General features: G+C 39.6%; 19 protein-coding genes. 9 read left to right on the top strand and 10 right to left on the bottom strand.

The annotated features are described in order from the left end of the window. Positions 1 to 17 precede the first annotated feature (17 nt). Both ACSC9N_RS16790 and ubiG read right to left on the bottom strand, forming a co-directional pair. Positions 18 to 713 (bottom strand): HAD family hydrolase, encoded by a 696-nt coding sequence (locus ACSC9N_RS16790; protein WP_395474951.1) that lies wholly within the window; start codon positions 711 to 713, stop codon positions 18 to 20. Continuing rightward, positions 710 to 1,426 (bottom strand): bifunctional 2-polyprenyl-6-hydroxyphenol methylase/3-demethylubiquinol 3-O-methyltransferase UbiG, encoded by a 717-nt coding sequence (gene ubiG / locus ACSC9N_RS16785; protein WP_078390032.1) that lies wholly within the window; start codon positions 1,424 to 1,426, stop codon positions 710 to 712. Before ubiG ends, ACSC9N_RS16790 begins: the two co-directional genes overlap by 4 nt. A gap of 180 nt (positions 1,427 to 1,606) precedes the next feature. Here ubiG and ACSC9N_RS16780 point away from each other — a divergent pair, with 180 nt between their 5' ends. Next, entirely contained in the window at positions 1,607 to 2,224 is a 618-nt protein-coding gene (locus tag ACSC9N_RS16780) for a thiol:disulfide interchange protein DsbA/DsbL (protein WP_078390033.1), read from the top strand. Between the two features lie 72 nt (positions 2,225 to 2,296). Here ACSC9N_RS16780 and ACSC9N_RS16775 read toward each other — a convergent pair whose 3' ends face one another. Together ACSC9N_RS16775 and ACSC9N_RS16770 are read right to left on the bottom strand one after the other, a co-directional pair. Beyond that, positions 2,297 to 3,931: an O-antigen ligase family protein gene (locus ACSC9N_RS16775; protein WP_395474950.1), complete on the bottom strand. Its 1,635-nt coding sequence runs from the start codon at positions 3,929 to 3,931 to the stop codon at positions 2,297 to 2,299. 109 nt (positions 3,932 to 4,040) lie between these two features. Then, positions 4,041 to 4,718, bottom strand: coding sequence for a TetR family transcriptional regulator (locus ACSC9N_RS16770; RefSeq protein ID WP_270428596.1), 678 nt, complete (start codon positions 4,716 to 4,718; stop codon positions 4,041 to 4,043). A 161-nt stretch (positions 4,719 to 4,879) separates the two neighbouring features. Here ACSC9N_RS16770 and rph point away from each other — a divergent pair, with 161 nt between their 5' ends. Then, on the top strand, positions 4,880 to 5,596 hold the full coding sequence (rph, locus tag ACSC9N_RS16765) for a ribonuclease PH (protein ID WP_004684198.1): 717 nt from the start codon (positions 4,880 to 4,882) through the stop codon (positions 5,594 to 5,596). Between the two features lie 73 nt (positions 5,597 to 5,669). On the opposite strand, the gene nadC is transcribed toward rph, so the two are convergent. After that, positions 5,670 to 6,515: a carboxylating nicotinate-nucleotide diphosphorylase gene (gene nadC / locus ACSC9N_RS16760; protein ID WP_148827017.1), complete on the bottom strand. Its 846-nt coding sequence runs from the start codon at positions 6,513 to 6,515 to the stop codon at positions 5,670 to 5,672. Positions 6,516 to 6,699: 184 nt separating this feature from the next. Here nadC and ampD point away from each other — a divergent pair, with 184 nt between their 5' ends. Next, entirely contained in the window at positions 6,700 to 7,272 is a 573-nt protein-coding gene (gene ampD / locus ACSC9N_RS16755) for a 1,6-anhydro-N-acetylmuramyl-L-alanine amidase AmpD (RefSeq protein ID WP_010325555.1), read from the top strand. 77 nt (positions 7,273 to 7,349) lie between these two features. After that, positions 7,350 to 8,906, top strand: a complete 1,557-nt coding sequence (murJ, locus tag ACSC9N_RS16750) for a murein biosynthesis integral membrane protein MurJ (RefSeq protein ID WP_395474948.1) — start codon at positions 7,350 to 7,352, stop codon at positions 8,904 to 8,906. Positions 8,907 to 9,057: 151 nt separating this feature from the next. Here murJ and ACSC9N_RS16745 read toward each other — a convergent pair whose 3' ends face one another. From ACSC9N_RS16745 to ACSC9N_RS16725, 5 genes are all read right to left on the bottom strand, one after another. After that, on the bottom strand, positions 9,058 to 9,750 hold the full coding sequence (locus ACSC9N_RS16745) for an FKBP-type peptidyl-prolyl cis-trans isomerase (RefSeq protein WP_395474947.1): 693 nt from the start codon (positions 9,748 to 9,750) through the stop codon (positions 9,058 to 9,060). Positions 9,751 to 9,804: 54 nt separating this feature from the next. Next, positions 9,805 to 10,509 (bottom strand): FKBP-type peptidyl-prolyl cis-trans isomerase, encoded by a 705-nt coding sequence (locus tag ACSC9N_RS16740; RefSeq protein WP_395474946.1) that lies wholly within the window; start codon positions 10,507 to 10,509, stop codon positions 9,805 to 9,807. Positions 10,510 to 10,722: 213 nt separating this feature from the next. Beyond that, on the bottom strand, positions 10,723 to 12,921 hold the full coding sequence (locus tag ACSC9N_RS16735; RefSeq protein ID WP_395474945.1) for a polysaccharide biosynthesis tyrosine autokinase: 2,199 nt from the start codon (positions 12,919 to 12,921) through the stop codon (positions 10,723 to 10,725). Positions 12,922 to 12,936: 15 nt separating this feature from the next. Then, entirely contained in the window at positions 12,937 to 13,365 is a 429-nt protein-coding gene (locus ACSC9N_RS16730) for a low molecular weight protein-tyrosine-phosphatase (RefSeq protein WP_395479233.1), read from the bottom strand. Further along, positions 13,365 to 14,465, bottom strand: coding sequence for a polysaccharide biosynthesis/export family protein (locus ACSC9N_RS16725; RefSeq protein WP_395474943.1), 1,101 nt, complete (start codon positions 14,463 to 14,465; stop codon positions 13,365 to 13,367). The genes ACSC9N_RS16730 and ACSC9N_RS16725 overlap by 1 nt, the downstream gene beginning before the upstream one ends. A 468-nt stretch (positions 14,466 to 14,933) precedes the next feature. Between ACSC9N_RS16725 and wecB the strand changes: the two genes are divergently transcribed. The 5 genes from wecB to ACSC9N_RS16700 are packed head-to-tail and all read left to right on the top strand — an operon-like array spanning position 14,934 to position 20,125. Further along, entirely contained in the window at positions 14,934 to 16,058 is a 1,125-nt protein-coding gene (gene wecB, locus ACSC9N_RS16720; RefSeq protein ID WP_395474942.1) for a non-hydrolyzing UDP-N-acetylglucosamine 2-epimerase, read from the top strand. 39 nt (positions 16,059 to 16,097) lie between these two features. Then, entirely contained in the window at positions 16,098 to 17,345 is a 1,248-nt protein-coding gene (wecC, locus tag ACSC9N_RS16715) for a UDP-N-acetyl-D-mannosamine dehydrogenase (protein ID WP_395474941.1), read from the top strand. A 19-nt stretch (positions 17,346 to 17,364) separates the two neighbouring features. After that, the gene (locus ACSC9N_RS16710) at positions 17,365 to 18,435 is read left to right on the top strand and encodes an O-antigen ligase family protein (protein WP_395478864.1); all 1,071 of its coding nucleotides are present in this window, start codon (positions 17,365 to 17,367) and stop codon (positions 18,433 to 18,435) included. Between the two features lie 3 nt (positions 18,436 to 18,438). After that, complete coding sequence (locus ACSC9N_RS16705; protein ID WP_395474938.1) at positions 18,439 to 19,647, top strand: oligosaccharide flippase family protein; 1,209 nt, start codon at positions 18,439 to 18,441, stop codon at positions 19,645 to 19,647. Continuing rightward, positions 19,628 to 20,125 carry an acyltransferase gene (locus ACSC9N_RS16700; protein WP_395474937.1) on the top strand — a complete coding sequence of 166 codons (498 nt, stop codon included), beginning with the start codon at positions 19,628 to 19,630 and terminating at the stop codon, positions 20,123 to 20,125. The genes ACSC9N_RS16705 and ACSC9N_RS16700 overlap by 20 nt, the downstream gene beginning before the upstream one ends. The last annotated feature ends 5 nt before the right edge of the window (positions 20,126 to 20,130 follow it).

The following is a 20,130-nucleotide window of genomic DNA, read 5'->3' as shown; positions in this document are numbered from 1 at the left end:
TGATTTTTTAATTGTGATCAAGTCAGTGAGTTGGATGGTGTAGTTTGACTCACAAGAGACTGAATAACATCGTCCAATTCAGCCACAGTCTTCACTATACAATCTGCTTGCCACGCTGTTAAGTCATCTTTGTGCGCGAATGGTAAATAACCATAAGCCGCCAAAATGGTATACATTTGTGCGTTACGACCCGCATCGATGTCACGTGGATGATCGCCGACATAGATACAGTCTTGAGGCGCAATCGCGATGTGCTTGGCAGCCAAATACATCGGTTCAGGATCAGGCTTGGTCTGTGAGACATCCTCTGGGCAAACCAAAACCGCACAGCGCTCTGTCAAATTCAGCGCGTCTAATAATGCTTCACTGAGCCAACGCGGTTTATTGGTGACAATGCCCCAAGGAACCTCTTGGTTTTCAAGTTTTTCAATAAGCGGATACATGCCCGAAAACAGGTCAGTATCTACTGCGATATCGGCACCGTAGGTATCTAAAAAACGCTGACGATGTGCCAGAAAAATCGGGTCTTCGACCGCAAGTTCTGGATAAACCAATTTCACCATGGCCCGTGCACCTTCGGAGACTTGGCTACGGATCAGGTCTGCATCGACCACAGCGACGCCTTTTTCACGGCACATGTCTTGAATAATGCGAATAAAGTCGGCAGCCGTGTCGATTAGGGTGCCGTCAAGGTCGAATAAGACGGCTTTCATGCAGCACCTTCTTTGACGGTATAAACCATGTAATTGACATCGACATTCGGCGCTAACCAATAGCGTTTGGTCAAGGGATTGTAATGTAAACCCGTCATGTCTTTTAGTTTGAGTCCTGCGCCGCGAATATCATGTGCCAGTTCTGAGGGCTTAATGAATTTTTGATAATCGTGGGTGCCTTTGGCTAACATACGCAGTAGATATTCAGCACCAATAATGGCAAACAGGTAGGCTTTGGGATTACGGTTAATGGTGGAGAAGAATACATGACCGCCTGGTTTAACCAGTTTATGGCAGGCTTCAATGATTGAGGCTGGATTGGGTACGTGTTCCAACATTTCCATACAGGTCACGACATCGTATTGTCCTGCTTGTTCTTCTGCGAGCTGCTCAACTGGAATTTGGCGATATTCGATATGCTCAACACCTTCTTGTTCTGCATGTAAACGTGCCACATTTAGGGGGGCTTCGCCCATATCAATGCCGAGCACATCTGCACCACGACGTGCCATACTTTCAGCTAAAATTCCGCCACCACAGCCGACATCAAGGACTTTTTTCCCACTGAGTCCACCTGCATGTTCATCAATCCAGTTTAAGCGCAGTGGGTTGATCATATGTAAAGGGCGGAACTCCGAGTGCTGATCCCACCATATGGCAGCAAATGCTTCAAATTTGGCAATTTCTTGTGGATCAACATTCAGTTGCGACATCGTCGGCACCTCAATTTAAGTCATGATATTTAAAACGTTCAATAGGGCTTAGTGTAGCGTTTATTCTAGAAAAAGCGATAAAAGCCTGAAAAAAGTTCACAGAATGAAAACGAATTTGGCATATTTGATTTATAGTATTTGCATAAACTTATCATAATGATTTTGAGGACAATAAGTTCAATGAAAAAACTCCTTTTGAGTGGCTTAGCAACCGCTGTTTTCGCTATTTCTGGCAGCGCATTGGCTGCAAATTTCGTGGCAGGTCAGGACTATATGGTCGTACCAACACCTGTACAGGTAGAAGTGCCAGGAAAAATTGAAGTCCGCGAATTCTTTTGGTATGGCTGTGGTCACTGTTTTAAACTTGAACCGCATATGCAGACTTGGTTGAAAAAACTACCGAAAGATGTGCGTTTTGTGCGTACGCCAGCAGCCATGAATCCAGTGTGGGAGCAAGCGGCGCGAGCTTATTATGTCTCTGAGGCCTTAGGTGTACGTAAAAAGACCCACTTGACGTTATTCCATGCCATTCATGATCAAAATCAACCAATTCTAGAGCAACCTGCTTTAGCCAAGTTCTATACCCAGTTTGGTATTCCAGAAGCGAAATTTAACAGTACTTATAAATCATTTGCGATTACTTCAAAAATTGCGCAAGCACAAGACTTAGCCAAGCGTTATCAACTCAGTGGTGTTCCTGCGGTGACGGTGAATGGTAAATATATTGTGCAAGGCGAAGATGCTAAAGTGACTCAAGTCGTGGATTACTTGATTGAAAAAGAACGTGCTGCCAAATAAGCTGAATCTGTTTTAAGTCCTTATTAAGTTAAAAAGCCTGCGTCAGCAGGCTTTTTTATGGGTTAAAAACGTTTATTGCGCGGCTGATGCAGGCTGCAATAAATCCTCATAACGCAGCTCAATTTTTCTTAAGGTTTTTAAGCGCCAAAGTTGATGACGGGCTTCGGCTTCATAGCCGTTAAAGGCCAAGAGTTTGGCAAATTTGGTCAAATCATAGGGGATCGGGTAGTTCAGTACCATTTCCTCATAGTCACGAATTTGCTCAGGGCTGACTTTGCTGTATGGATTTAACTGAATCCATGCAATGCGGCGGTTAAACTCCGACAGCAGTAAAATGTGATCTTGATTGGTGAACTTTTCAGGGGTGTGTTCATAACGAGAAGCTTGATTCAGCTTTGGTACCATCAACTCATAGTCACGAATAATCAGTGCGACTAAGACCACACAGACAGTAAATGTGATCGGCATGGCAAAGCTCGGTAAAGTCCACGTTTTCACTTTTTGCTGAGATTGAATAATGCCTAGAATCAATCCGAGTGGTAGCAAGAAATAAGCGTAGAACAACGGAAATTCGAGCATTCCGTGAATCAGTAAAGCACCGACCATCAGAAGTCCAATGACAGATTCGAGTGATGTCGCATGCTTTTGCAGTTGATAGCCCCAATAGCTGAGATAGGCAAAAAATGGAATCGCAATCACTAATCCATTCCATAACATAAAGTCGAGAATGAAGTTGTGCGCACTTTTCACCCAAACGGGACCTTGGAACTGATCACTGATTAGGGTGTAAGCCACACTGGTTTGATGCCAACCATAACCAAACCAAGGTCGCTCAGCAATGGCATGGAGCATCTGTTGCCAAATGGCAAGACGTGACATATCGCCCGTTGCTCGCGCAACTGCATCACGGGTTTGGGTCACTTCGACATTAGACAGCTGAGCCAACAGGTGATTGAGTTGTGGAATAAACGCAGTAAATGCAATGAACAACGCAAACCATGCGACGGCACTATACCACTTCAGTTCAACCACACCTTTGTACTGCTGATAGAGCAAATACAGCAATACACAGATACTTGCGACCCATGATGTGCGGGACTGACTCAGTGCCACCGCAAATAACATCAATGCAGCACTGACGCACAGCAGAATCGAGTTGAATTTTTTCTTTTCAAATAGGTACAGTGTGCCGAGTAAGGATAGAATCAGAAAGCTCGCCATATTGTTCGGCTGAGCAAAGTTGGCATAAGGACGATCGCCTTTTAAGGCAGTCATGCCGGGAATGTACTGTTCAATATTGAGCCATTGGCAAGTGGCGATGAGCGCTGTTACCAGACCGACCGACCAAAATACACTACACAGACCACTAAATAATTGCTCACGTTCCAAGGGTTTTTGGCTCAGGTTAAAACCTAAAACCATACTCAGCCAGAATGCAAAGATATATAAGCCACACATTAGCGCTTTGCTGAAAAAGAACAGCTCGCCAAAACCGTACTGAATGAAGGGCACGAGGCTCAACAGCAATAGCGGCAGGCTCACTTTAGGGAGCAAGAGTTTTTCTTTTAAAAATAAGGCAGAGAGTGCAAATAAAGATAAAAATGCAAACAATTCACCTGTATAGGTGACCCAAGGTCGATAATGAATGGGCAATAGCCATGCCAAGGCGATACAGACACTCGCCGCTAAAAAAAGAAAAAAACGCATAGGAGCTACAGATGAAAAAACTGGCTCTATGATAGTGAAAAAGCATCCAAGTTTGAGTAAAGCGCATTAAAAATTTTGTAATACAGCAAAAATTACGTCTGTGAGCGGCTTAATGTAAGGTCGGGTTGGCTTGTTTGGTTTGAGCAGATGGTCGTTGCCAATTGGAGATTCCACGGAACATGAGTTGAATCTGCACGATGGTTTGTAGTTTAAATTCAGCCCGCTGCTGTTGGAGTTTATCGGGAGCCACATCTCGACTCAAACCAATCCAGCGCATGGCCCAGTTAAAAGAGGCATCCATTAAAATATTGGCCAATACTTTGAGGTCTTCGCTGTCATGAATATGTTGCATGCTTTCAATACGGGTTAATTCATGGGCGAAGTCATCGATTAAAAAGGCAATTTCTCGCTCAACGGCAGCACGGATCAAGGCCGACCCACCCCAACGTTCTCCAATCAAGAAAATCCATTGTTCAGGATGTTGCTCTACAGCATGAAAAAATAGGTCTAGACTATGCTCAATCGTGGCATGTGGACCATAAACATAGCTTTGTCCCAATTGCGTTAACATACTTTTGATGTGGAGCGCAGCTTGGTCGACCAGTTCAAGTCCTAACTCATCCAAATCATTAAAGTGGCGATAAAAAGCGGTCGGCACTAAACCCACTTGGCGAGTGACTTCACGGAGACTAATGCGAGCAAAGGAACGTCCCGAGGTGCTGAGTTGTAATGCAGCATTCAGCAAAGCTTGGCGGCTTTGTTGTTTACGTTCTTCCCGAATCGACATAGATGATTGCCTCAGCCTCTTTTAAGCTTCAGTTTAACAAAGAATATGGATGGGTAGGGAAGCAGGCGATCAATTACAAATGCAATGCAGTCAGACAAATGCTTTGGGTCTGCTTCTGCTATACTATGCGCCAACCTATTAAGCTAGATGAAGGGCGTATTATGCGTATCGACCAACGAACATTAGATCAATTACGTGATGTCACCATTACTCGTAACTACACACGTTATGCGGAAGGTTCGGTATTGGTTGAGTTTGGTCATACCAAAGTTCTTTGTACGGCAAGTATTGATAACTCAGTACCACGCTTTTTAAAAGGCAAGGGTCAGGGTTGGGTAACCGCTGAATATGGCATGTTGCCACGTTCGACGCATACCCGTAGTGACCGTGAGGCTGCGCGTGGTAAGCAAAGTGGTCGTACTCAAGAAATTCAACGTTTGATTGGTCGTAGTCTACGCGCCATGGTGGATTTAAAAAAACTCGGTGAAAACACCATTACCATTGACTGTGATGTGATTCAGGCAGATGGCGGTACACGTACTGCTGCGATCACCGGTGCTGCGGTGGCCCTCATTGATGCGATGAATACGTTGCTTGAGAAAAAGAAAATTAAGCAAGATCCATTAAAAGGCTTAGTGGCTGCCATTTCAGTCGGTATTTTCCAAGATGAAGTGCTTTTAGACTTGTGCTATGAAGAAGACTCAAACTGCCAAACGGATTTAAATGTGGTCATGACTCAAGCTGGCGAATTTATTGAAATTCAAGGCACGGCAGAAGATAAACCATTTACCCGTGTACAGTGCAATGCCATGTTAGAAATGGCAGAAAAGGGCATTCAAGAATTGGTGAAAAAACAACAGCAAGCACTGGGCTGGTAAGTTTTAACCCAATAAAAAACGCACTCTAGAGTGCGTTTTTTATTGGGTGTCGTTTGAATGCAAATTGTTGAAATTAAGCATTAAAACGCATAGAAAGGTCGACTGCTTTGACATCTTTGGTCAATACACCCATCGAAATATAATCCACGCCTGTAGTTGCGACTTCACGCAAGTTGGCAATGGTGATATTCCCTGACGCTTCCAGTTTACAACGTCCAGCAACATGCTTGACCGCATCAATCATTTGTTGCTGGCTAAAGTTATCTAACATCACGATATCGGCTTGGGCTTCCAATGCTTGGTCTAATTCAGCCCAAGTTTCAACTTCGACTTCGACAGGTTTGCCTGGGGCAATTTGATGCGCTTTGGCAATGGCTTGAGCAATGCCACCCGCTGCCATGATGTGATTTTCTTTAATTAAAAAAGCATCGAATAAACCTAAACGGTGGTTTTGACCACCACCGACCGCGACAGCATATTTTTGGGCAATACGCAGACCCGGTAGGGTTTTACGGGTGTCGAGCAACTTGGTGTTTAAGCCATCGAGCTGTTTGACATATTCCGCAGTTTTGCTGGCCACAGCAGATAGCGTTTGTACAAAGTTGAGTGCAGGGCGTTCAACCGTAAGTAAGCTGCGTGCTGAACCCGCCAGTTTAAAAATGGTTTCATTGGCACGAACCAGATCGCCATCATTTTTGAGCCACGTGATTTGTACGCTTGGATCAAAAGCTGCAATTAATGCATTGACCCAAGGTTGACCTGCAAGAATCATGTCTTCACGGCTAATAATGGTCGCAGTCGCTTGTTCATCTTCAGGTGTCAAAAGTGCCGTAATGTCACCATCACCGATGTCTTCTTGTAATGCCTGTTGAATATTGAGTTGAATAGATTGTTCAAGCAGTTGCTGCGATATGCTCATCCGATTGTCCGTATCTTTATAGAAGCCATGAAAATTGCGCAATATATTAGCATTTTTCCTGAAAAAGGCGTGAAAATTTCAGAATCAAACGCTGATCAATTTGAGAAATGACGGGGAAAGATTTAGCATGAGAGACATTAAAACAGATTGCCCAAAGGGCGTAATGGGTTTGAGGAATAAAAATATGCAGGTCATTCCGTCGTTTCAAGTGCAAGCAGGGCAACTGCTAGGAGCGAGACAAATTCCATCGCCTAATTTTAATGCACGTCCTGCTGATACTGAGATTCAACTGATTGTCATCCATAATATCAGTTTGCCTCCCTCACAGTTTGGTGGCGGTTATATTGAACAATTTTTTCAAAATCAATTGGATTGGTCAGTACATCCATATTTTCAAACTATTCAAGGTATGCAAGTTTCAGCGCATTTACTGATTTTAAGAAGTGGCGAAGTCTTACAATTTGTCAATTTTAATGACCGTGCATGGCATGCAGGACGCTCAAGCTATCTGGCCAAGAAAGAGTGTAATGATTATTCGATTGGCATTGAGCTTGAGGGCAGTGATGACTTGCCTTTTGAAGATGCCCAATATGAAACATTGGTACACGTGACGGCCTGTTTACAACAAGCCTATCCTCAAATTCAGCAGCATTTGGCAGGACATTCCGATATTGCGCCAGGACGTAAGACCGATCCAGGCACATTTTTTGATTGGTTAGACTATCGAAATCGTTTGCAGCAGTTAAAAAGTCAATGAATTGAGAGTCGACAACAACATTAAACAATCAAATATTCGCTGAAGTTTCATTACAATAGCGGCAAATGAAAAACTAGGTGGATACGATGGCGCTGTGGCGGTCAACCGTAATTGTAAGTGCAATGACCATGCTTTCTCGGGTCTTGGGTTTGGTACGAGACATTGTCTTACTAAATGTCTTTGGTGCGGGGAAAGATTTCGATACCTTTGTGGTAGCCTTTCGTATCCCGAACTTCTTCCGTCGGCTGTTTGCTGAGGGAGCATTCTCACAGGCGTTTATTCCAGTACTGACCGAATATAAAACTGGGCGTACCCATGCGGAAGTTCAAATTCTGATTAGCCGTGTCTTTGGTTGTTTAATGACGGTTATGACGGCTTTAACCTTCATTGCCATGGTCGCCGCTCCAGCGGTGCTATATATATACGCACCAGGTTTCCATGCCGATCCAGAGAAGTTCGACCTCGCGGTTTCAATGTTCCGCCTCACCATTCCTTATTTATTGTTTATGTCGTTGACGGCATTTGCCAGCAGTATTTTAAACAGTTATGGTTCCTTTGCTTCGCCCGCCTTTTCACCAGTATTGCTAAATGTTGCGATGATTGCGGGGGCATGGTGGCTGACGCCGTATATGACAGAACCGATTATGGCACTCGGTTGGGCGGTGATTGCTGCGGGTGTATTGCAACTGGCGATCCAAATTCCTGAACTTTGGCATAAAAAGTTACTGATTCCGCCGAAAGTCGATTTTAAACATGAAGGGGTGGATCGCATCATGAAATTGATGCTGCCTGCGCTATTTGGTGTTTCTGTCACGCAAATCAACTTACTCCTGAACACCATTTGGGCTTCGTTTATGCAAGATGGTTCAGTGTCATGGTTGTACAGTGCGGAACGCATGACCGAGTTACCTTTGGGCTTGATTGGGGTAGCGATCGGCACGGTGATTTTACCCGCATTGTCGACCCGTCATGCAGAGCAAGATATGTCGAAGTTTCGTGGCATGATGGATTGGGCTGCGAAGGTGATTGTTTTGGTGGGGGTGCCTGCCAGTATTGCACTGTTTATGTTATCGACCCCCATTATTCAGGCCCTGTTCCAACGCGGTCAATTCACCCTTGAAGATACGCAAATGACGGCTTTGGCTCTGCAATGTATGAGTGCTGGGGTGATTTCATTTATGTTGATTAAGGTCTTTGCACCTGGGTTTTATGCGCAGCAAGACACCAAAACACCAGTTCGTGTCGGTTTAATGGCCGTTGCCGCAAATGCGATTTTAAACGTGGTATTTATTGGCTTCTTTAAACTGATTGACTGGCAGGCAGAGCATATGGCTTTGGCTTTAGCCTCTTCGGGTTCTGCTTTGGTGAATGCGGGGATGTTGTATTTCTATCTACACAAGCGCGATATTTTCCGTTTTGGCGCACACTGGAAAAAACTGTTTATCCAGTTTGGTATTTCTAACGCCGTGATGATTGTGGCTTTGTGGTATGCATTGACTTGGTATAATGGTGACGTGTCACAGTGGTTTCGCGTTGCCGAAGTGATCGGGCTGTGCGTGGTCGGCGTTGTGGCTTATGCGGTTGGTTTGCTCCTTACTGGGTTTAGACCACGTCACCTCAAACATGAAGCATAAAACAAAGCAGTACTTTATTTTATATTGCAAGCAAAGCGCGTAGCTTAAAAAAGCATGGCTTGATTTAAGAATAGATTGAAATTAATAAAAAGCCTGATCACGAAGATCAGGCTTTTTATTTTGTATATAGCATTGCCTTTGCATTGCTGCCTTATTTTGGCAACACTTCAATCAGTTCCACATCAAAAATCAAGGTGCTGTTCGGTTCAATCACATCGCCTGAACCAATTTGGCCATAGCCCAGTTTAGCAGGAATAAATAAGCGATATTTTGCGCCTTCTTTCATTAGCTGTAAGCCTTCAGTCCAACCTTGAATCACTTGGCTGACTTGAAACTCCGCAGGCTGTTGACGTGCAATCGAGCTGTCAAAAACAGTTTGATCAATCAGACGTCCTTCATAATGGACTTTGACTTTGCTGTTGGCCTTAGGTGACTTACCTTGGCCTTGTTGTAAAACCATATATTGTAGGCCTGAAGCCGTGGTTTTCACCTCGGGGTTTTTCGCATTTTCAGCTAAGAAAGCCGCACCAATTTTGGCATTTTTATCAGCCAGTTGTTTAACTTCTAATAACTGTTTTGCTTCGGCTTGGCGTTTATATTGGGTGAGTACACGCGCCATTTCTTCATCGCTTAATGACGCAGCTTGGCCTTTAGATGCTTCACGTAACCCTTGCACAAAAGCATCAAGATCTAAATCTTGAATTGACTCGGCATTGCTACGACCCATGAGGTAGCCGAAGCTATAACCGACTTGTTGGTTGATGCTGCTTTTATTATTAATCGGTGCAGCAAAAACAGGTGTAGAAAGTAACAAGCCACAGAGTAATGTTGTTTGAATTTTCATATTGTATTCTCAATAAAAAGAGGAGAGCAAAAGCTCTCCTTTGATTGACTTGCCTTATTTTACATTGATCAGTTCAACATCAAAAATAAGCGTGCTGTTGGCTGGGATCATGCCGGGTACACCTTGTGGACCGTAGCCTAAGTTAGAAGGGATGTAAAGTGTCGCTTTCCCACCTTCTTTCATGAGTTGTAGACCTTCAGTCCAACCCGGAATCACTTGGTTTAAAGGAAACTCAATCGGTTCGCCACGTTCAAGCGAACTATCGAAGACTTTACCGTCGACCAGTTGGCCTTTGTAATGCACGGTCACGACAGAGCTGGCAGTGGGTTGCTTGCCTGTGCCTTCTTGCGTAATTTTGTACTGTAAGCCTGACGCTGTGGTTTTCACCCCAGGTTTTTTCGCATTTTCAGTTAAGAAGCTGTCACTGGTTGTTTGTGCTTGCTTCGCATCATTGGCCTGTTTTTGCTGCATTTCTTGTTGGAACTGCTCATAAGCTTGTTTTAATTCTTCTTCGCTATAGGCGGGTTGGCTACGGGCATGACCGGCACGGACACCGGTTACAAAACTGTTAATATCGAGTTCTGGTGGAGTTTGATGAGCAACCTCATAACCCAATGCATAGCTAATTTTTTCTACGGCAGATGCATTTTTTGAAACTTGGGCTTCGGCTGAAGCTGGGTGTTGAGATGCATAATAAACGGGAACAAGTGCAGCACCGCCTAGAATAACAGCTACAGCAATGGGTAAGGCTTTACTCATGTGAAATTTTTCCTAATTCTATTACATTCAAAAAGTTTTTTAGCATCTTAGCAGACTTCATGAATGACGTGTTTTGTACCACCAGTACATTTTCAAATTAATATATGCCGAAGTCCTTAAAAAAACTATAAGGATTTGAATATATAAACGTTTGTCATACAAAATAAAAAGCCAGAAATCAAGTTCTGGCTTTTTATCGGTTAGAGGATGTATTTAGTCTGATTCTTTATTGGCTTTATAGGCATAAGCATAGTTATAGCCATAGCCATAGCCATAGCCATAGCCTGCACTTGAACGTTGAATATCGTTTAGAATGAATCCATTGACTTTCACACCAGCTTGTTCAAAACGATTCAGGGTTAATTCCAACTCTTTCATCTGAGTTTTCGCATAACGGGCAATCACTAAGTTAACCCCTGTGTATTGAGAAATAATGATGCCATCCGTCACGGCTAAGACTGGTGGAGTATCGATAATCACATGATCAAATTTCTCTGACATTTGCTCTAATAGATTTTTGAACTGGTTAGAGCTTAGTAGTTCAGAAGGATTCGCAGGACTTTTCCCGCGAGAAATTACACTTAAACCTGGCACTTCTGTAGGACGAATAACCGTGTCTAAACTTTGTTGACCATTGAGTAACTCTGTTAAGCCAGGTTGTGTGTCGAGATTAAAATACTTGTGTAAATAACCCCGACGTAAGTCTGCGTCTATGATTAATACACGTTTATCGCTTTGCGCCAAAATTGTGGCTAAGTTGGTTGAGATAAAGGATTTACCAACTTCTGGCGCAGGGCCTGAAATTGTGATTAGATTATTTCGGGCAGAGCTTAGCGCGAAATGAATGGCTGTACGCATACTTCTTAAGCTCTCAATAGCGATATCATCACTATTTTTAACAGCCAGAATAGGAATATTCTTTTTCTTCTTTAAAATATTAATACGGCTTTCTTGTACAGGTGAACGAGGAACCGTTGCATACACAGGCAGATCCAACTCATTTTCGATTTGAGTGGAGTCTTTGATCCCTGAACGCATCATATTACGTAATAATGCCAAGAGTGTACCGAGGAAACCACCTAAGAAAATAGAGAGAATTAAAATCTGTAATTTCTTCGGTGCAATTGGCTCAATCGGTTCAACAGCTGTATCGACAATACGAACATTTCCAATCTCGCCCGCTTTTGCAATTCGTAGCTGTTGATAAGAGTTAAGTAGGGCAGTATATAATTGCTGTTTGACTTCAACTTCACGGTAAAGTTGTAAATAACGACGTTGTAAATCTGGCAGTTCTTTTAATGTCGCATTTAACTCACCAATTTTTTTATTAATAGCTCCTAGTTGCGCATTCATTTGCTGCATGACTGGATGTTCAGCAGTATATTTGGCACCAGCTTCAGCCACTTGTTGTTCAAGTTGTACTTTTTGTGTCTCTAAGGTTACGCTTTGGGTTAAAAATAACTCAGATTCTTTCGTGACATCTACGGTGTTGTATTGTTGGCGAAATTTGTTAAATTCACGCTCTGCTACATCAAGTTGTTGTTTCAGCTCTGGTAGTTGTTCATCTAAGAATTTAAGTGTTTGCGCTGTTTCAGCTGAACGACGTTCAATGTTTTGTTGGCTATAAGAAACCAGAATAGCATTGAGTACTTGGGTAATATGAGTTTTGTCTGTACCTTGATAATTGAGCCCAAGAATACCTGTTAACTTTCCTTTTTCTGCGACTGAATAATTTGCCAAGATATTATTGACAGCAGCTGGTAGAGATTGTTTTTGAATGAGATAAACATCATTCAGCTGGTCTTGTGTATAAATAGAAATATTCCACAAGCCATCCGCTGTACGTAAGGTATTCGATTGGTTCGTTTTTCCTGTTAAAATGGCTTGTTCAGTTTGTGTATTCGTTAAACTAAACTGACCATCTTTAAAGCGAAGTTCAAGGTTTTTATCACGGAAGTTTGATGGAACATTAAACTGGCGAATATCGAATGCTTTTTCATCATCTTTAAACAACACCGATTTCGGCTGGTACTCTGTTTGATAATGGTGTGGAGATAATAGACGATCAGTAAATGAATTTTCCGTGCCCGAAATTTTAAGATCTAAATTCAGATGTTGAATGACACTGCCCAAAACTAAACGCGATTTTAAAATTTCGATTTCTGCTTGAGCGGGTTGTTTTTGCTCAACCATGCTCGAGAGATCACCTAATAGCGCTGCGGAAGCGCCTTTATTTTCTTCTACTTGTACCAAGGCGTCCACCGAATAGGTATCCGGAGTTGCTCTTAAGTATAGTAGGGCGCAAATTAGACTCAAAAGGATACACAGCGCAATTAACTTCCATTGTGCGATCAATGAGAAAAATAATTCTTTTAAATCAATAGTATCTTCTGTATTTGTAGTTTGGCTCATAATCGTACATCAAAGTTAAATATGTTTAGTCCAATCTGCTACACAGGCTTGTATAAGCAGGGAAGTTTCATCAAAAAAAGCTTGATCATGTTGATAGGGGTCAGGAATATTTTTTCCTTGCCAATGACCTAAGCGAAACGTTTTTCCTTTTGCAAATGGCCATGTTTGCTCAATATGCTTCTGTTGATTTTGGCTCATGACTAAAATCAAATCAGCTTGCTTAATAAGTTCAGCATTAAGTTTTCTTGCAATATGAGGGCTCATATCAATCCCAATACGTTGCATGCAAAGCTTTGCTTTGTCATCAGCCGCATATCCAATCATGCCAGAAATGCCTGCAGAGTGAATTGTGAGCTGTGGATGTTTTTGTTTGAGTAAGTACTCTGCCATAGGGCTACGACAGATATTACCTATACAAACGACCAAAATATTTTTGAACTGCATTACTGCCCCATACGGTCAATATTATAAATCACGTTTGAGAACGGAATAACTTGATTGATTACACGTTGCCAGCGTGTTAACCCTGAGGCATCGATATACACAATATCATTGCTTTGCATTTGAAATTTATTTGCCAGTCCAAAATCACCAATACTGGTTAAATCTAGGTGATAGACATCAGTGATCCCTGCATCACGATGACTACGAACCACATAAATTTTGCTTCGACTACCTGAAAGTGGATCCAAACCGAGGCTTTCCCCAATGACATCGCTTAAACTAATACCCTGATCTCGCATCGGAATCGGTTTGTTTTGTCCAGATTCACCCATAACATAAATTTTCTGATTTTCTTTTGAATTTACATAAAGTGTATCGTTAGGCTGAATCAATAAATTGTGTAGTGAATAACCCGCCTTTTCAAGCGAAATGCTATTGAGATTATAAGTTTTACCTTGGCGGACAAGTGTAATAGAGGTGTTATCTCCTAACTGAGTATTGATACCGCCAGCTAAACCTAATGCAGTATAAACACTGGTGGGTTGGTCAGTTAAAGTAAACTGTCCACCTTTCATGACACTGCCTTGTACAGAGTAGCGTTGTCCTTGATACGATAGAACACGAGCAATGACGTCGGGAGTTTTTAAATACCGTGAAAGCTGGCTACGTAATTCTTGGTTCACTTGTGTTAAAGACTTTCCTGCGGCTTTGTAGCGACCAATAATAGGAAATTGGATATAACCACTTTGATCAATTTGATAGCCATTGGACTTGATAGCTTCTTCATTACTGATGGTATTTGTAGGTGGAGTAATTTCTGGATATGCCCAGAGATAAATCGAGAGAATATCTCCAGCACTGAGCTTGTAATTTTTTTGAGGAATGTTGAACAAATGAGCAAAATATTCTTGATTGTATTGTGCAAGTTGGACAGCTGGTAATGATGTTTGGGTAAGCTTTACAACATTGACGTGTGTGCCTAAATCCGTTTGGTAAATCCCTTCCTCTGGTAAATCATAAGTTTGTAGCCCGGATGTAAGAGCACATCCAGTAGATGTCATAATAACGGACAGTAAAATTATAGATTTAAAATGTCGCACAAAAATTCCCATTTTAGATTTTTTAAAATCGTTTCAATTAAACAGCATTTTACCGAAGTTCGCTTTGGGGTATATAACAAATTGTAATCAATTTTATAGTAAAGGTTCTTCTTGGCATATCAATGTTATACATTTTGTGAAATTTATCGTACTAAGATACGGAATACATTGCGAAATCTTACTTAAAAATGGAAAAATAAAAACCATGCTTAGTGTTTGGTAAAAAATCATAACAGAAAATTCATGTTTTTCTGGTAGTATTCCCCCCGAAAGATATATTCATTGAAGAATTATTCAGTAATTATCGCTTTGAACTGAACTGGTAGTTATATATTTTGATTTAAAGAATATTTGCCTAGCACTTTAATTTTTTATTTAGTTCGAAGCGAATTCTTGTTGCACATGATTGTTAAGGTTTACTATTTAAATTTCTAAAAATCTACTTTCAAGTTATAAGGAAACAATAGAGTGAAAAGAGTATTGCTAGTATTTGGTACGCGTCCAGAAGCGATCAAAATGGCACCTTTGGTATTGAAATTAAAAGAAAATAATAAAGACTTTGAAACAAAGGTATGTGTGACAGGTCAACATCGGCAGATGTTAGATCAAGTCTTAAGCTTATTTCAGCTTACACCTGATTATGATTTAAATTTAATGAAACCTGGGCAAACGTTGTCCGATGTCACAACTGGTGTGTTAAAAGGGTTAGAGCAAGTATTTGGAGAATGGCTTCCCGATGTCGTTTTGGTACATGGGGATACCGCTACCACTTTTGCAGCCTCATTGGCCGCGTATTATCACAAAATAAAAGTAGGTCATGTTGAAGCGGGCTTGCGGACAGGTGATCTGTATTCTCCTTGGCCTGAAGAAGCGAATCGACAATTAACGGGCGTACTTGCCAATTATCATTTTGCACCGACCCAATCATCGTATGAAAATTTAATTAAAGAAAATGTGAATCATGAAAATATTGTAGTAACAGGAAACACCGTGATTGATGCTTTGCTGCAAGTCAAACAGAAGGTTGAACAAGATCAAGCATTAGTAACGCAATTTCAGCAAGAGTTTTCATTTCTTGATGCGGATAAAAAACTTATCTTAGTCACAGGTCACCGCCGTGAAAACTTTGGTCAGGGTTTTTTAAATATCTGTAAAGCATTGGTAAATTTAGCTAAAAAATATTCTGACATTCAGATTGTTTATCCCGTTCACTTAAATCCTAATGTACAACAACCTGTTAACGAGCTGTTAGCGGGTATTGCCAATATTCACTTGATCGCCCCACAAGATTATTTGCCTTTTGTGTATTTAATGAATCGTAGTTATCTGATTCTAACCGATTCTGGTGGTATTCAAGAAGAAGCACCATCATTGGGTAAACCCGTTCTGGTTATGCGAGATACCACTGAAAGACCTGAAGCGGTTCGTGCAGGAACGGTACGTTTAGTTGGTACAGATACAGAAACTATTGAGCGTTCAGTCATAGAGTTACTTGAAAATCCAAATGTATATGCTGAGATGGCAGAAGCCCATAATCCGTACGGGGATGGTGATTCATGTCAGCAAATTATTGATTTTCTTAAAACAAACTAAGCCGAAATTTCCATTTATTTTGATTTAAAAGTATAGAGTATGAGCAATTCATTCAAGCATATCTGCGTTATAGGGCTAGGTTATATTGGTTTACCAACAGCTGCGACATTTGCTGCACATGGGGTAAAAGTTACTGGTGTTGATGTGAATCAACATGCGGTAGATATGATTAATCAAGGTAAAGTTCATATTGTTGAGCCTGATTTAGATGCTTTGGTTCGTGACGTCGTTGCTCAGGGTAAATTGTCTGCTCAATTGGCGCCGACTGAAGCAGATGCTTATATTGTTGCTGTTCCGACACCTTTTAAAGATGATTATCAGCCAGATCTCAAATATATTGAATCTGCTGCTAAGGCTTTAGCACCTTTTTTAAAGTCAGGTAATTTGGTTATTTTAGAGTCGACATCACCTGTGGAAGCGACTGAACAAATGTCGGCTTGGTTAAGTGAAGCGCGTCCAGATTTAAGCTTCCCGCAACAAAAGGGTGAAGAGGCTGATATTTTAGTCGCGCACTGCCCAGAACGTGTGTTGCCAGGTAAAGTTTTACAAGAATTGATCAGTAATGACCGTATTATTGGTGGAATGACACCACGTTGTTCAAAAGCAGCATGTGATTTATACAAAATCTTTGTAAAAGGTGCATGTATTGAAACCAATGCTCGTACTGCAGAAATGTGCAAATTGACAGAGAACTCATTCCGTGACGTCAATATTGCTTTTGCAAATGAGCTTTCAGTTATTTGTGACAAGTTAGATATCAATGTATGGGAGTTGATTTCACTGGCGAATCGTCACCCACGCGTCAATATTTTACAGCCAGGACCAGGAGTAGGTGGTCACTGTATTGCTGTTGACCCTTGGTTTATTGTGGCAAAGACACCAGAACAAGCACGTTTGATTCGTACTGCACGTGAAGTGAATGATGCCAAGCCTGAATGGGTGATTGACCAAGTTAAAATTAAGATTGCGGATTTCTTGCAAGCTAACCCTGAAAAAACGATAAAAGATGTAACAGTGGCTTGTTATGGCTTGGCTTTTAAGCCTGATATCGATGACCTACGTGAGAGTCCAGCACTCGAAATTACGAAAAAATTGGCTGAACAAGGCTTAAATATCCTTGCAATAGAACCGAATATTCATGAATTGCCTGCGAAGATGCCTGAAAATGTGAAATTAATTTCATTGGATGAATCCGATATTGCTAATATTAAATTAATTTTAGTAAGACATAAGAAATTTCTTAATCATAATTTCACTGGTAATATTTTAAATGTATGTGGATTATAAAAGAGAATTAAGGATAGAAATGGTTTATAATGCTTTATTATATGCTGTTTTTATTTCCTTTGCATTGGCTCTTTCAAATATTAAATTTATATCTGAAATATTTATGGGGCTAAGATGGTTAATATTGTTTGTTTTTTTGTTTTTCGGATTATTTATTGATAAATGGAAAATAAATAAAAAAAATTTAACTATTTCAGTGGCTTTATATTGTTTTTATTTGTTTGTTTTGACATTTTCTACTATAAACTTTACTGGTTTAGTTTTTGATTCTTTTATATGGCTGTCTCCATTTTATCTTTCATTGCTGATACCACTTTTATTTAATGGAAGTAAGGATTTGATAGTAAATTCTTATATCAAATTTTCTATTCTTTTTTTAGTAACTTTGTTGCCATTTTTATTTTTCCCATCATCTTATCTCGGGGGGCGTTTTGCGGGGTGGATGCAAAATACAAATATGGTGGCTGGTTTTAGTGCAGTAGGATGTTCTTTTATATTTTTAAAATATATATATGGAGATAAGAAAAAAATTTATATTATGGCTTTTGTGTGCTTTTTTATAATAATTTTATTGACGCAATCTAGAGGAGCATTAATAGCTACAATTTTAACGGTTTTTGTGGGCTTAATTATAAATTTAAAAAATAAGAGAAATATATTTTATGTGGTATTGATGAGTTTGTTGGGGTTTTTATTTTATATTAATTTGGATATTAAAGAAGCTGGTTCGGATGATATTAAAGGTATATTGACTGTAAGAAAAATTGAGGTGGGTTCAAGAGAGGAGAAAATTGAAAGACAATTAGAGTCGTTTAATTATAGTCCAATTTATGGGGTGGGAACGGTAGCGGATGAAAATAATAATAAATCAAGATTTCAGGCGGAATCCTCTTATACCGAGATTTTGGCAATGTCTGGTATTGTCGGTTTTTTTATTTTTTGTATAATTATTCTTATAAATTTTATTAGAAGGGATGTTTATAAACTATATTTAATACCTCTTTTGGTGCTAAGTATAAGTGAAGGGTATTTAACAGGAATAGGAAGTGCTATTTCTATTTTGTGTTATTTATTTTTACTTAAGGACTAATGTATGATTTTTAACTTATTAAAAGATGGTATGTTAAATGCATTGTCTCAAGGGCTATATCGTTTTAGTATATTGCTTTTATTTTTTTTACATGTAAAGCAGTTTGGTGATAATGCATTATATACTACAATCATAATGATTTTATTGACATTTCAGTCTTTGGGTACGGCTGGTTTGAGTATGGCTGCAATAACATTTACCAGCAAGTTTGAGGAAAAATACTCATATTTGAAAAATATAATAGGTGTTTCTGTTTTTTTAGCAATTGTCTTCGCAGTGATATTTTATTTTTCTTGTGAATTAATTTTAGATAATATTTTGAAGAAAAATTATTATGTGTCGAATGTTGAGAAAATATATTTTTCTTTTTCAGTTTTTTTGTTGTGTTGCACATCAGTTATTAAGGGTTTTTACTATGCATTTAATAAAAATCATTTAATATTTGTTGCTTCTTTGAGCGCAGTGTTTTTTTTATTGGTTTTATTTTTTATTAATAATAATCTTCTTTATAGTTATCTTGCATCTGTAATTGTGGAGTTTCTTGTATTAAGCATTTTCTTTATTGGTTTTTTAGATTTCACAAAGTTTTGGAAATCAAAATATGAGTATAGTAAATTTAAGGAAATTTTAAGATTTATTATACCTAGTTTTTTAAGTTCTTTTTTTTTAATGCCTGTTAATATTGTTGTTTTGGGTTTTATTGGTGGTTTTTATGGGGAAAAAATAGTTAATTTATATAACTTGGGTTTACAGATTAGAAATGCATTAATATTTTTACCTTCTTCATTTAGTCCTATTCTTTTAAAAATAACCTCCTCCTCAGTGATAGGTCAAGGTGAAAGAAAAACTGTCCATACCTTATATGTGTTGTATAGTCTAATTACAATGTTTTCTATATTTTTATTGCTAATCGTGAAGCAGATAATGGTTGACTATTTTAAAATAATTGGTTTTATGGATATTGTTTTCTTGGGGGTCGGTGCATTATTTTGCTCTTTGACTATGGTGAATTTTAATAGTGATTTGTCAAATTTAAGGGTTAATTTTGTTTTTTTCTGCAATGTTTTTTGGGGGGCAGCTTGCATCCTCACTTCTTATATTTTTTATGGCTTTTTAAGCTATAATTTATTTATTCCTCTTGCGCTGTCATATATATTCTTATTTGTTTTTCAATTTATTTTTGGAATTAATAATGAAGCTAATAGTAATTAAATTATTTTTCTTTTTTATGTTATTGTTGCCACATACTAGACTTTATAAATTTAAAAGTAGATTTTTAAGGCTTTTAGGTTTTGATATAAGTCCAACGGCTAGAATAGTTTCTTCAATAAAAATTAGTGGTAATTGTTTGATTAGTATAGGGCAAGATACCTTTATTGGTCATGATGTTTGCTTCTATGGGAATGGGGAATTTATTATAGGTGATAATGTAGATATTGCTCCACAAGTAAAATTATTAACAGGTTCTCATAAAGTTGACTTATTGCCTAAGCGTGCGGCCGGTACGGGTTTTAATAGTTATATACAAATTGGTAGTGGAGCTTGGGTTGGCGCGGGGAGTATAATTCTTCCTGGGATAACAATTGGTCAGAATTCAATTATTGCCGCTGGTAGTGTAGTCAATACAGATATAGAACCTTTCTCTCTATATGCTGGTAATCCTGCAAAATTCAAGAAGAAATTAATTTGAGAACA

Source organism: Acinetobacter sp. PC34, assembly GCF_051789135.1.
GTDB classification, from domain to species: domain Bacteria; phylum Pseudomonadota; class Gammaproteobacteria; order Pseudomonadales; family Moraxellaceae; genus Acinetobacter; species Acinetobacter johnsonii.
This window is presented reverse-complemented; position numbering and strand designations above follow the sequence as displayed.

Coding starts and splice junctions, on each gene's coding strand:
- ACSC9N_RS16790 (WP_395474951.1), bottom strand. CDS start 713: ATGAAAGCCGTCTTATTCGACCTTGACGGCACCCTAATCGACACGGCT.
- ubiG (WP_078390032.1), bottom strand. CDS start 1,426: ATGTCGCAACTGAATGTTGATCCACAAGAAATTGCCAAATTTGAAGCA.
- ACSC9N_RS16780 (WP_078390033.1), top strand. CDS start 1,607: ATGAAAAAACTCCTTTTGAGTGGCTTAGCAACCGCTGTTTTCGCTATT.
- ACSC9N_RS16775 (WP_395474950.1), bottom strand. CDS start 3,931: ATGCGTTTTTTTCTTTTTTTAGCGGCGAGTGTCTGTATCGCCTTGGCA.
- ACSC9N_RS16770 (WP_270428596.1), bottom strand. CDS start 4,718: ATGTCGATTCGGGAAGAACGTAAACAACAAAGCCGCCAAGCTTTGCTG.
- rph (WP_004684198.1), top strand. CDS start 4,880: ATGCGTATCGACCAACGAACATTAGATCAATTACGTGATGTCACCATT.
- nadC (WP_148827017.1), bottom strand. CDS start 6,515: ATGAGCATATCGCAGCAACTGCTTGAACAATCTATTCAACTCAATATT.
- ampD (WP_010325555.1), top strand. CDS start 6,700: ATGCAGGTCATTCCGTCGTTTCAAGTGCAAGCAGGGCAACTGCTAGGA.
- ACSC9N_RS16745 (WP_395474947.1), bottom strand. CDS start 9,750: ATGAAAATTCAAACAACATTACTCTGTGGCTTGTTACTTTCTACACCT.
- ACSC9N_RS16740 (WP_395474946.1), bottom strand. CDS start 10,509: ATGAGTAAAGCCTTACCCATTGCTGTAGCTGTTATTCTAGGCGGTGCT.
- ACSC9N_RS16735 (WP_395474945.1), bottom strand. CDS start 12,921: ATGAGCCAAACTACAAATACAGAAGATACTATTGATTTAAAAGAATTA.
- ACSC9N_RS16730 (WP_395479233.1), bottom strand. CDS start 13,365: ATGCAGTTCAAAAATATTTTGGTCGTTTGTATAGGTAATATCTGTCGT.
- wecC (WP_395474941.1), top strand. CDS start 16,098: ATGAGCAATTCATTCAAGCATATCTGCGTTATAGGGCTAGGTTATATT.
- ACSC9N_RS16710 (WP_395478864.1), top strand. CDS start 17,365: ATGGTTTATAATGCTTTATTATATGCTGTTTTTATTTCCTTTGCATTG.
- ACSC9N_RS16705 (WP_395474938.1), top strand. CDS start 18,439: ATGATTTTTAACTTATTAAAAGATGGTATGTTAAATGCATTGTCTCAA.
- ACSC9N_RS16700 (WP_395474937.1), top strand. CDS start 19,628: ATGAAGCTAATAGTAATTAAATTATTTTTCTTTTTTATGTTATTGTTG.